Source organism: Candidatus Erwinia haradaeae (assembly GCF_900698885.1).
GTDB lineage: Bacteria > Pseudomonadota > Gammaproteobacteria > Enterobacterales > Enterobacteriaceae > Erwinia_E > Erwinia_E haradaeae_H.
The window spans coordinates 927,094-941,318 of record NZ_LR217705.1 but is presented as its reverse complement, the minus strand read 5'-3'; the positions used below and the strand labels follow the sequence as shown (position 1 = coordinate 941,318).

6 protein-coding genes are annotated in these 14,225 nt (G+C 28.7%); 2 read left to right on the top strand and 4 right to left on the bottom strand.

The genetic code is table 11. The annotated features are described in order from the left end of the window. Positions 1-331: 331 nt before the first annotated feature. A complete protein-coding gene (gene metK / locus ERCISPPS3390_RS02935; RefSeq protein WP_197095314.1) occupies positions 332-1,504 on the bottom strand; it encodes a methionine adenosyltransferase in 1,173 nt (390 codons plus the stop codon). A 1,466-nt stretch (positions 1,505-2,970) separates the two neighbouring features. Between metK and ERCISPPS3390_RS02930 the strand changes: the two genes are divergently transcribed. After that, positions 2,971-5,088: a hypothetical protein gene (locus ERCISPPS3390_RS02930; protein WP_197095313.1), complete on the top strand. Its 2,118-nt coding sequence runs from the start codon at positions 2,971-2,973 to the stop codon at positions 5,086-5,088. A 2,421-nt stretch (positions 5,089-7,509) separates the two neighbouring features. Continuing rightward, positions 7,510-8,196, top strand: coding sequence for a dethiobiotin synthase (gene bioD / locus ERCISPPS3390_RS02925; protein WP_197095312.1), 687 nt, complete (start codon positions 7,510-7,512; stop codon positions 8,194-8,196). Positions 8,197-10,224: 2,028 nt separating this feature from the next. Here bioD and ubiB read toward each other — a convergent pair. From ubiB to ubiE, 3 genes are read right to left on the bottom strand one after another with little or no spacing between them, the layout of a single operon-like run. Further along, positions 10,225-11,856, bottom strand: coding sequence for a ubiquinone biosynthesis regulatory protein kinase UbiB (ubiB, locus tag ERCISPPS3390_RS02920; RefSeq protein WP_197095418.1), 1,632 nt, complete (start codon positions 11,854-11,856; stop codon positions 10,225-10,227). Then, positions 11,853-12,443: an SCP2 sterol-binding domain-containing protein gene (locus tag ERCISPPS3390_RS02915; protein ID WP_197095311.1), complete on the bottom strand. Its 591-nt coding sequence runs from the start codon at positions 12,441-12,443 to the stop codon at positions 11,853-11,855. The genes ubiB and ERCISPPS3390_RS02915 overlap by 4 nt, the downstream gene beginning before the upstream one ends. 32 nt (positions 12,444-12,475) lie before the next feature. After that, positions 12,476-13,231 (bottom strand): bifunctional demethylmenaquinone methyltransferase/2-methoxy-6-polyprenyl-1,4-benzoquinol methylase UbiE, encoded by a 756-nt coding sequence (gene ubiE / locus ERCISPPS3390_RS02910; protein WP_197095310.1) that lies wholly within the window; start codon positions 13,229-13,231, stop codon positions 12,476-12,478. Positions 13,232-14,225 lie beyond the last annotated feature (994 nt).

The following is a 14,225-nucleotide window of genomic DNA, read 5'->3' as shown; positions in this document are numbered from 1 at the left end:
TTATGATAGAAAATGGTCTCTATATCGATAGTTTTTTGTTATATTTACATATATGTACAGCATAGTTTGTATCATGATAGATGCATATTTCCCTTAAATTGTTATATAATTTTAAGATTCTAAAGTATTTTAATATTTTTTATAGAATGTTCAGCTTCATTATTTTTATTACTCATCTCGGAATGGATTTATTACTATACATATTCTATGTAACAGATTATATCTAAATAGATTAAATAGATAATTAACTACTTAGATATAGATATATCTATTGATTTGTATAATTTTTGAAATTTATATAAATTTTAACAAGTATCAGAGATTCAACAATTTATTCTATTGAAGTAAGTCTTTTTAGACCAGATTCTTCCCGTAGCTGAATAGCTTTATCGGTTTTTTCCCATGGAAACTGTTCACGACCAAAATGACCATAAGTAGCGGTTTCATGATAGATTGGGCGCAGCAAATTTAACATCTGAATAAGACCGTATGGTCTTAAGTCAAATATTTTATATACTAATTTAATAAGTTCTTGATTTTTTATCTTTTCAGTACCAAATGTTTCTATCATAACCGAGGTTGGCTCAGGGATTCCTATAGCATAAGAAATTTGAATTTCACATTTTTCGGCAAGTCCGGCAGCAATAATATTTTTTGCAACATATCTTGCTGCATATGCAGCAGAGCGGTCAACTTTTGAGGGGTCCTTTCCAGAGAACGCCCCACCACCATGACGAGCCATGCCTCCATAAGTGTCTACTATAATTTTACGACCAGTTAATCCGCAGTCAGCCATTGGACCGCCGATAACAAAGCGACCAGTTGGGTTAATATGGTACTTTATAGTGTTGCGAATCCATTGTTTTGGTAGGATGGGTTTGATAATTTCTTCAAGTACCGCCTCTTGGATATCTCTTTGTGAGATCTCTTCTGAATGTTGAGTGGAGAATACAACTGTGTCAATGCCAATAATCTTCCCGTTTTCGTATTGAAATGTAAGCTGACTTTTTGCGTCTGGACGAAGCCAGGGTAATGTGCCGTTTTTTCGAACTTGAGATTGTCGCTGAACTAATCGATGTGCATAAGTTATTGGTGCGGGCATAAGGACATCTGTTTCATTGGTTGCATATCCAAACATTAATCCCTGATCACCAGCCCCCTGTTCAACTGGGTTGGGGCGATCGATGCCTTGATTAATATCAGGTGATTGTTTACCAATAGCATTTAGCACAGAGCAAGAGTTTGCATCAAACCCCATATCAGAATGAATATAGCCAATATCTCGAATGCTCTGTCGAGTAATTTCTTCGATGTCTACCCAGGCGGTAGTAGATATTTCACCGCCCACCATAACCATACCTGTTTTTACATATGTTTCACAGGCTACCTTGGATCGTGGATCTTGTTTGAGGATGGCATCCAGTATAGCATCAGAAATTTGATCAGCAATTTTATCAGGATGCCCTTCTGATACTGATTCGGATGTAAAAAGATATGTAGACATGTTTTTTATACCTAAGCACTAGTATGCTAGTAGTTACATTAAAGATTATAACACATTAAAAAAATCGATCTTAGATGCGTAATCAATATGTATATTTAGGATGTAATATCTGTAATTTATATCGATGAGTTTAAATATAATTGGTTTAATTTTAGAGGCAAGAATTCTAAAATTTCAGATAGTAACGTATCTAGTGATCTGTATTATATTACTCTAATGAATTACGACATGCATAACTAGTTGACTGACTAATTTTGATGATCATGAGATAATTGGTGTTATTAAGGTCATTAATTTTATGAGAAATACTATAATTATATGCTAAAATTTGATTTTAATGGTTATTAACACACTAAGTTTTATTTCTTTTTATATATAATATCTGGTTTTTCAAATAAGTAAACATTTGTAATATTATATTGTATACGTGATATCTATTATTATAGATGCCAGCTTAATAATTTTTTAGATTATATCATCAAATATAACATATCAATATAAACATACTAAGATTATATTGCAAACAATATAGTCCTGGTAATTAATGATGATTAAGATTTTTATCTTCTATTATATTATTATCACAAATATTATAACGATAATTTATTTACATTGTATGTATAATTTTATTATAAATACAATTATTGTAAAGTGCTATGATCATTACAACTAGAATTTTATTCAGAAGATATTCTCAAATATTTCATTATCAGTTTAATATTTACTGTTGTAATATATATTTTATAAGTCACTATCGTTTTGTAGTTTTTTAGTAATACAGATGATATATTTTATGATAATAATCACTTGTGATTGTAGATTCAATAAATTTATTTATTTTATTTATATTAGATAAACAATATTTTTGACGTAGGGGTAATATTTCTTGAATAGATGCTATTATAAAGACTATGGCGTGAATTGCACCATTACTAGATGATATTAAACTTTCATTAGTTTTTAATTAAAAGCAAGACGAAGCTTTAATAATACTGGTTGCTTAAAGTTTTTTGAGTAACAGTAAAGATAAAATGATAATAATTAATATATAAAAAATCTAAAATATGATTTTTAGTTGTATAAGGTTATTTAGTGCATGTTTTAATGAGTATATTTATTTAATTTTTTAATTACTATTAATCTATTATGATGCTAAATCATAATAGATCTTATTGGTTAATTGGGAATAATTTAGATCAGGTTCTAAATTTTTTAAATAAAAACAGCATATATATTTTAATTTGATTTATCTTATATACGAACATGAAATAGGAATTATTAAATAGTAGTCAATAAATCTACATTAGTAGTCAATAAATCTACATAATTATGATTTAATCAGGCTTTCTCGAAGGGCATTATGTTTTATGAAATTTTTCAATGTGATAATCAATATCTGTTGCAAGTACATTCATTATATTTTCTATTTGTTATTTTTTTTTAGTACAATTTCTTTAGTTTTTGCTGTGACCATACCAATTTTACCTAAAGAGGAATCTGCCGAGGATGCATTAAAAACAAAATTAGCATCTCATGCTGATCCTGAGTCTCATGTAGTATACGCCATCTCTTCTAACGGAGAAGTTGCAGGAGGATATTCTTCTATTCAGGAGTACCAGAGGCAAGCGTCTGTTTGGTCTGGTTTATCCTGGTCTCATCCAACTAAATTAGGCACATTAAAATCTGATAATACAGGAATGGCCAGCATACTAGCTTTATCTACTGATGGAAAAATAGCAGGAGGCTATTCCACCCCTGTTAATACAGATTCGCGACATGCAGTGATATGGTCTGGAGATAACTGGAAAATAGCAACCGATATAGATAGTAAGAGATCTAATCATGCTATAGTTTCTGAAGTATCATCTTTGTCTGCTGATGGAAAAATAGCAGGAGGCCACTCTAGTGCGAATGATAAAGATTTGCTGACAGGCGCGATTTGGTCTGGCGATCATTGGGGGACTTATACTAATGTTGGAATGGATATAGAACATGCCAAATATCCTATATACTCTGGAGTATCAGTGTTATCTGGTGATGGAAAGGTAGCAGGGGGATATATGAGCCGCAATAGACATGCTTCGCATGCGATTATCTGGTCTGGTGATAATTGGGGGAAAAAGACTATTGTTGATGGATCATCTTCTGATAGTATTTTTGATAAACTGTTTAATAATTCCATATCTGAGGTATTAGCTTTGTCTTTTGATGGAAAAGTAGCAGGCGGGTTTAGGATTAATGAAAAAAAAATTCCCCAAGCTACTCTTTGGGTAGGTGATAATTGGGTAAAACAAGTTCATTTAGGTACACTAAGCAGCAATGCCTCCGGGGAATCAAAAGTCCTATCTCTTTCTCCTGATGGTCTAATAGCAGGTGGATACTCTAGTATTAATGGAAACAGTTCTGTGTGTCATGCAATTATTTGGTCCGGTAAGGATTGGAAAAATAAAATTGATTTAGGTACATTAAAAAATGATCTCTCTGGATCTTCTGAGATCTTTTCTTTTTCTCCTAATGGACAGATCGTCTTTGGAGAATCTGATTCGGATGATGGAGTAAAACACCCATTTTTATTTAGAGTACCGCGAGAGGTCTCTCCGTCCTTGCCGCTCAACTCTGTTAGTTCTAAAAGATTAATTGAAGATAAAAATATACCTATGATGAAACCATTCTTGGTTGATTCAATTAATACTCGCTCCTCCATTAACCAAGTTTCTACTGATACTTTTACATTACTTAAATCACAAGAGAACACGTTAACAAATTTACAGAAAGGATGCGTTGCTGGTAATAACCGGTTATGCTGGTTGATCTATGCTAAACCTGCAACGTTTATGACGAAAAATGTTATACCTGTCGTTAATTTAGGATATGGAGTTACAGAAACATTTTCTCTGGGGGGTGTTATTACATATCCATTATCTCGTTATTTTCCTAATAGCTGCAAAATGAATGGAAATAATCTGGGATTTGGGTTATATGCCGACTGGCATTCTTTTAAGAGATTCGGAGAGCTCTATTTTCGTCCGGCTATATCTTTTAGCCAGTATGAAGTGGATATTGAACGATTTGTATTACCTCATACTGAATATGGTCGAGGTAATAGTACGCTAAATGGATTTAGTTCATCTTTAGAATGGGGAGGTGGTAATCCTATTATTGATCAAGTTGTTTTATTTTTCTGGCATACAGGTTTACGTTATAACCATTTTTCTCGTAATGCATACCAGGAAGATGATGTGATTACTCTTCCTGTGTTCTATAATAAGATTAATCATAACAATGCAAGAGGAGATCTTGGAGCTGATATTCGAGTGTCGATTGTACGCCATCTGATATGGCTCTCCGGAATTAAAATAGAGCACATCCTTAAGGAAAATAATTTAACATCGAATTCCAGTATTTATGAAACCAGTCGCCTTAGTATTCGTGATAGATCACCAAAAACCTCCACTACTTTAAAAAATGGGATGGTATATACATTAAGTGATAATATTTCTTTATCTGTATTTGAATCAATTATCCCAAGCAATTCGGGGCATGAGAATTGGAAGCTTTCTTGTAACTTAACCGGAACATTTTAATATTTAGTACTTATTATATGATGAGATTAATGATATGTAATAATTATTACGTATCATTGTCAGGTATTTATATGTTCTTTTATTGCTTCTTTAAAATTACCAATGTATTAATGCCGGCACAACATAAAAATTCTCCACAAATCTCTAGAAGATACTTAAGTACTGTTTAATGTAGTATTATACCAATCTATAAATATATGAATGATTTTTATCCAGGTTAATTAGAACTCTTTATCATGATAGGTAATAGTTTATTCAGTATTAGCTTTTTTAGTATGCAGCTAAATTACCGTTATTCTATGCATGAGATACTTTTCGTATTATGCCTTATTTTTACTATTTTCATTTGAAATTTTATTTGTGTATGTGATCATACTTGAGGTTCTCTAGATGGCTTCTATAGATATAAAAATTTTTATATATTAATTTATTTTTTCTAATATTTAATAATAATTAATAAAAGGATGCGGATAAGATATGGAAGTAATTAAATCATTTCTGTAAAATATTTTTTACTGGTCAATTTATGGTACTTGAATGTGATGTAGAATTAAAATAATTCATTATGATATAATTTTGTAATTAATTACTTAATTATAGTTCAATGATTATATATGACAGCCCATTTATGTTGTGATTATAAAATGATCTTTTTTTTGCATTAATGTTATTTAATATTATTGATATTTCACTAGGTGTATAATATTAATGCAGTTATCCAATAAAACTAATAACTTCTTGATTTCTTCAGGTTGATGGAATACGTAAACTGATATTGATCAGTATAGTTATTTTTCAAGAGATCTTAGATATTATGTAGGTAGTTTTTATTAATTTCCATAGAATTGTTTGCGCTATAGACGATTAGTTTTATCTTCTGAGATTAAACATATTGTATGTACTATTTTAGAGATGCGCAGGTATAATAGTGGTGTTTTATCTATGTAAACAAACCTGGGGGGAGAGGATAAGATACGTGGTGTCTTCTATATGTAGAGGTTATTTGTTATTTAGTTTTTTATAAAAATAATTATTGCAATTTTGGGGTTTTTTTAATTAGATTATAATTGTTATTAATATATTCTTATTCGCCCAGAATTGATGAAAAAAATATATTTTTCTTGTAGTAATATAATTATATTTGGATGAATTATTAGAGAGGTCACATATTTATAGGGTTTCTTTATATGTTAAGAATAACTATTCTAGTTCTAGGGTGATGATAATATAAATAATTTATTGTGGTATAATATTACATGCATTATGGTGTTGGTATTTATTTTTTATTTGAAAAATATTTGAAAATTAATAGCAGAATAAGTGATATTTTTATCACAGGTTAAAGATTGATTTTTACAATTATATGATGATAAAAATCAGAATGTCATAGTTTTTTAGGTAGTGTAGGTTATTAAATAAAATTTAAGGATAGAGATCTAATTTAGATTTTAGCTAAAGATAATTAGGATTAATTATGATTTTTTTAAATATTATTAATTTTTGTCATATTGATATTATTAATTTCGATACTCTTAAATTTTAAAAGATAAAATAGTATATGCATAATTCCAGAAAATAAAAAATTGCTTGATAAAGAAGTGATATTAATTAAAGAAGTGATATTAATTAAAGAAGTGATATTAATTATTATTAAGTCATTAAAGATTAAAGCGTGTAAGATAATCTGTCTAAGATACTAAGATACTAAGATACTAAGATACTAAGATACTAAGATACTATAAGATACTATAAGATACTATAAGATACTAAGATACTAAGATAAAAGATGATTTAGATATTATCATAAGAGACACATATAATCATTAATTATCTTAAAGTATTAGATAGGCGCGATATTGAATTCAGTGAGATAGTTAAAGATTATCAAGCGGTTCATTGTTAAGAAAGAGCTAAAGAAAATAATTAATCTAGTTCAGATTATATTAATATATGGTATATTTTTCATTGTATTAGTTTTTGTGAATTATTCAGCAGAATTGTCTAGTATGTTTCAAATTACATCATTTATTATAAGTGAAATACATATATTTTTATAAAAATTATAACTCTTATTTTATGTTTTAAAATAAAATTCAATACTATTGATTGCTCTATCTTTATTAAGAATTATTAATCTTACATGATCTAATATTTCAAATATCATCAATAATTTTTTTAAATTTGAATATTAAATTCATCATGAAATAAAATCATAAAATATATTTATTGATTATTGTTTTACGTTTTACGTTTAAAAAGGATAAATAAAGTCTCTAAATTATTCTTATTAGCTAATGATAAAACTTTTAAAGATAGTCTTCAGAGATCGATTAAGGAGCTTAACTATAGAAAAGAACTAGTGATAAGTAAGATAATTATTTTAAATAGTTTAAAGCTTTATTTTTTCTGGGTACATTAATCATGACTCAATATTTTTTTATTACTGGCACAGATACTAATATTGGTAAAACTATAGCAACATGTGCTTTATTACAGGCTGCTACACGCTCCGGTTATCTTGCTGCAGGATATAAACCAGTTGCATCAGGATGCATGATTACATCTGATGGGCTTCGTAATCGTGATGCATTAGCGTTAATGTGTAATAGTAATGTACGTATTAACTATAATCAAGTAAATCCATATCCGCTAAGGTCTCCCATTGCGCCATATCTAGCGAGTCATGATGAGGATAAATTAATTGATCTCAGTATGTTGTCAGCAGGGTTGTTATCGTTAGGATCGATCGCTAACTGGGTTGTAGTAGAAGGAGCAGGTGGTTGGTTAACACCATTAGGGGAGAAATATACCTATTCTGATTGGGTTATTATGGAAAATCTTCCGGTAATTTTAGTTGTTGGGCTAAAATTGGGTTGTATTAATCACGCATTGCTTACAGCAAACGCGATTCATCAAACGGGGCTAAATTTTCTTGGATGGATTGCTAACCATCCACTCAAGAATAGTTATCGTTCTCAGGATTATCTGATAGCACTAGAAAAACGTTTAGATATTCCTTTGCTTGGAGTAATTCCGTGGATAAAGAATGCAATCGATGTGCCTTTATTTAACTATCTCAATATCTCGATTTTAGAAAAATTTTATTGAGTATCAAAATGATGTGGTTTATAGTGAAGAGATGATATAATAAGTGCTACTCATATATAAGATTTTATTAAAAATCATTATATTTCTATTAGTTTTTCTAAACTAATTATAATTAATGATATTATCTTTAATTTTAGATCAATGATAGTATATACAATATTTTTCTTGTACAGTCCTTTTATGATACAATAAATTATTATTACATGGTTTATTTGATAAAATCTAATAATAACATTATAAAAATTATCACAATCACATAAAACATAAATTTCTTTATTTTTTAGTTTTAAATGTTCTTAATTATTTCTTAGATTTATATATTGATCATCTTGTTGAATTTTTATATATTTTTGATACTCGATTTTATCTGTTATATATTATCTGTGATATATAAAACACCACAAAATTAAGGTTAACTTAAGAAGTTGTAATGAAAAACGTTGAATAATTTTGGTATTTTTTATATAAATCACACACAATGAGTTTATATAGTATATATAGCGAGTTTGAAAAGATCGTATGATTTTAAAAAACTACTAATAATTTATTCATTCTAACAGATAAGAGATATGTTGTATTCTAATAAGAATATTCTATTTTAATAGAATATTAACAAATATATTTCTAGAAAACTGTAGTGCGTATATATCACATAATATAACAGGTATATTCGAATAATTCATTAGGGTATTCCGATATTTTTGATTAAATATAATTAATTTTTATTTGTAAGGAATTTAACCATAATTTAACCATGCAATAGAAGTATTATTAAATAAAATAATAGACTTATTAGTAATATAAGGTATTAAAATTTTATATTTTTTTGAAATATTGGAAGGAAATCCTTAGTATTTATATGTGTCAAATAAGAACATGAGAATATTATTCTCTAACATAGATAATAGGGAATTTTATACCAATTTATGAAATAAAGTTCATAACTTTATTTTTTCTTGGTTATATTTTATTTTTATTAGTACGATAATATAAAGTAAAGCATCACAAGACTGTATCAGTATAATTACAAATTTTTGGAAAATGAGCTTATCTAATATACTTGTTTTGGATTCATGCTTCAGATTAATAATAAATCTTAACAATATTTTTATTAGAACTATTTATGTAATTGATATTGTTACTATTTTTTTGAGCTGAGATCTAGAAATAATTTTATATTGTTCTAAAATATTACGATTGCTACACAATCAAGTCATAATCAAGTCATAATCAAGTCATAATCAGCATATGTAATTTTAATTTATATTCTATAATTATTATTATAGATCATTAATTTTTACATATTATCTTAATAAATTAATTTAATACTTGTATAAATGTTTATTATAATATGTAAAATTAATCATAATATTGATATTTTAAGATTTGAAGTGTGTATTACTGACTTGATGCATACGCTGTAATCTTGTGTTGTTTACTGATAATTGAGATCACTTTTAAGATTAATACCTGCATTAAGCGTTATATGAGAATATAGTTCTTCAGATAATATCGAATATCTCTCTAAGAGATAGAACAATAAGGATATTGGTCCTGTATAACAGTTGTATGTAAATAGCATTTATTCTGACTACACTAGAACTTTTTAAAGAGCACTAGATTATAGTATAGTTTTATTTTATTTTTATAAAAAATAAAATAAGATATAATCAAAGTATATAGATTCTATTACTAGATTAGCATATATAAAAGTAACATTAATCATGATGACGCATGACATAAAAATAATAAATCTTAATGAGTATAATTTAATTCAAGTATAACACATATAACACATTAATATCTTTTTTAATATTACAAAATAAATACAGAATTAATATTCTATTGATAGATATATTTAAAATACTATTTTGCCTCATATTTATTTAATAGTAGATGTGTAAAATATGTACAAAATATAGAATTCAAGGGGTAGATTAAATTGACATAAAATATCTTAGTGGCGCGTGTAATGTAGTAATAGTTCTTCTTTTTTATTATTAATAATATATTAGAGATTTTTTGAGCTCAGAAATCAATAACCCATTTTAGACAACTAGCAGAGATTAGCATAACAGCAAAGAGATTCCATTCTGGACGAAACAAGAGAACAGCTGTTCCACTTAGCAATAGAGTTTGATTAAAAGTTAGCCAATAATGCCCTGAATGTTGATTTAGAGACGACATGGTTAAATTTTTAGTTAGATTGTCTTTATTATATTGTAGTTGTATTTTTTTGTTTTGTAGAAGAGTTTCATATAATAGATCTGGTAATTCAAATAAACGCATGGCCCATGTTGGTGTATATTTTTTAAATTCATGAAAAACAGAAGAAAGACCAATTTGATTTTGAATCCAATCTTCAAGAAAAGGCTTAGCGGTTTTCCATAGATCTAGCTGTGGATCGATTTGTCGACCTAATCCTTCGACATAAAGTAATGTTTTTTGAAGCAAAACTAACTGCGGTTGTACTTCCATATTAAAGCATCGAGCTGTATGAAAAAGCTGAACTAAGATATTTCCAAAAGAAATATCTATCAGAGGTTTTTGAAAAATAGGTTCACAGACACGACGAATAGCGAACTCAAAATCTATTAAGTTAGTATCAGATGGTACCCAGCCTGAATCTATATGTAATTCGGCAACTTTATGATAGTCTCTATTAAAAAATGCAATAAAATTTTCTGCTAAATAATGTTTATCTGATTCGTTTAAAGCACTAACGATTCCGTAGTCAATCCCTATATATTGGGGGTTCTCTGGATGTTCATAGCTAATAAAGATATTACCAGGATGCATATCGGCATGAAAAAAACTATCTCGAAAAACTTGATTTAAAAAGATTGTTACACCCCTTTCAGCTAAGAGTGGCAAATTAACACCATGTTGTTTTAACATTTTAATATTAGAGACAGGAATACCATAAATACGTTCCATTACTAAAACATTTTCACTGCAATATAGTGGGTAAATTTTTGGTACATATAATATGGAACTCGTTTCAAAATTACGACGCATCTGAATCGTATTGGCTGCTTCATGCAAGAGATTAAGTTCGTTGAGCAATGTACTCTTGTAGTTTGAGACAATTTCTAAAGGCTTTAGGCGTTTAGCGTCAGGAAAAAAATATGGCAACCACCTAGCCAATCGATATAGTAGTTTTAAGTCTGCTTGTATTACTGATGATATATTTGGTCGAATAACTTTGATGATTACTTCGTGTCCATTTTCTTTTAATATCGCAGTATGCACTTGCGCAATGGATGCTGTAGCTAATGGAATTATGTTGAAGTTATCAAATTTATCTGAAATAAGCATGTTTAATGAGGATTCAATTAATTTTAATGCTTCTTTTCCATCGAAGGGAGTTACATTATTCTGCAGCATTGCTAATTGATTAATGATTTGTATTGGAAGAATATCATGACGGGTAGATAACATCTGACCAAATTTTATCCATACAGGACCTAATTTTTCTAAAGCAAAGCGCAAGCGAGAACCCAAAGATTCTCTTGTGTTTTTTTTTGATATCCAAAATGTGCATTTACAGAGTATCTTTATGGGTTTCGATAAATGCTTTTGTGGAATGAGATGATCCAGATTATAACTAAGAAAAATATGGATAATATAATAAAAGCGATGTAACTCACCAAAGGTCATGATATCTCCAAAAGGTGAATGCGATTGTCGAAAATATCTAAAATATTTAGACATTCTTCTACCTCTTTAATAAACCAGGACATTTCAATAGATCCTGGTGATAAACGCCACTCCTCAATGATAGTTTGTGATAAACATTCTTTTTTGCGTTGCATTGCATAATTCATTAGTTTATAACGATTATAAAAAAATTGACCAATGCTCTCTGCGATAATATCTCCAACCCATGGGGAAAGATATTCTCCTAGATCAAATTCCATATCATCTAATGCTAGTGTCATTAAGAATACTTCTATAATCTTCAGATCACCTGTTACCCTTAGTTTTTCGTCCTGCAGTAGTTTAATGAATTCTTGATAATTATATAGTTTTAGTAATGTAGTTAAGGTAGTAGTCAGCGTACAGTCTGCGACACCCCTGTAGTGATTAAATATTTTTGCTTGATTTTTGCCAAAAATGAATACCATTGATAAATTTATTTCATTTATTATCAATAACAAGCTGTGACCACAGAGGTTTTTCTGTGTAGATTCTATGGTCTGCTCGCGATAAACAATGGCATTAATGATCTTTTCTAATATTGTCATCATGACCGTGAGAAAGATTATATATATTCTTATTAAAATTTAAATCCTCGGTGTAATGCAACAATGCCACCTGTAAGATTTATATAGCTAGTTTCATAAAATCCAACGTCTATCATGATTCTTTTGAGAGTTTCTTGATCAGGATGAACATGAATAGATTCTGCCAGGTAACGATAACTATGCGGATCTTGTGCTATGAGTTTTCCGAGGAACGGTAGGACCTGAAAAGAGTAAATGTTATAAATTTTATTTAATAAGGCGGACTCTAGTTTAGAGAATTCTAAAATTAGGAGACGCCCTCCTCTTTTCAGCACTCGAAACATAGAAGCAAGCGCTTGATTACTTTCAGTAATATTACGTAAGCCAAATGCAATAGTTATACAATCGAATACTGTATCCGGAAATGGTAAGTTTTCTGCATTTGCTTGTACATATCGCACGTTCCTAAGAATTCCTTTGTTCCGTAATTTCTTGCGGCCTTCTTGTAACATTGAATTATTAATATCAGCTAAAACAACTAACCCATTCTCACCTACTAAATGTGAAAAATGTGCTGTTAAGTCACCAGTACCGCCTGCTAAGTCTAATACATAATGACCTGGCTTGACACCGCTATGCTGAATAGTCAAACGCTTCCAAATTCTGTGAGTGCCTAATGACATTATATCATTCATGAGATCATATTTGGCTGCTACAGAATGAAAAACATGACCAACTAGAGTAGTTTTTTCTTCTTTATAAACTGTTTTATATCCAAAATGAGTAGTATTCTTTGATTTATTTAACATTTGTTGAACCATCTCTAATTATTTTATATTTTATACATCTAAAGATAAACCAGAATACGTAATTAACTGATTATATTCGTATTTATCTAATATGTAATTAAGATATATAATGTAACTTTAGTAATTACACGTTAGGTTCAGTAATGAGCTTTCTGGAAAATTAGGTAAAACTATTCTGGTTATTTACATCTAGAGCTTAAATTTTGTCGAGGTATATTTTATTTATAATAAAATAAATTATCTAAAATTCTCTAGTTTATGTTTAGAGATATTGCATATTCCTTAAATCATATATCTTCAATATTACTTATATCTATTTTGTATTCGGTATTGCAGTTTCTATAGTGCTAGAAATATAGAATGTGTATTGTAACGCGATTAATTAAATTTTTAGTTTGGTGTAAGAATAATTCGCATAGTTTTTGCGAAAATGTGTTTATTATTTTAGTTAAAAAATTATTTTTACATAAAATATCGTATCAGAATGGATCATATTAGATATGTAAGAGTTATATTTATGGGATACCCTGAGGATTGCGACAATGTAGTTGCATCTAAAACTACATACTGGTTTATTGCCCGTTGTAAGGTTAATAACGCATATAGGAGATTCCTAGTATAATGATGAGATTTTTTAATAAATTTTGATTATTTTTGTGATTTTATAATGTATCTATATGCAATTACTAGAATTACTAGAATGAATATCTATTTATAGAATAAATTTCTATATGTTATAGTGTGTTTAGGAGACCATTATTTCCTAGTTATTGAGTAAAATATGAGCTAATCAGGATATTATGATTAGAATCAGTTCATATATTTATTGTTTCTGATATATAATAACATTATATAACGCTTTGCATTTTAGGAGAACATAACAGATTTCATCATAGATTTAGATACAATAGGTACGGTTCTTTTATATTATAAATTAATTGCGCGTAAGTTAATATTAAGATCTATTTTTACTATAAAGCAGTATAAACGGTAG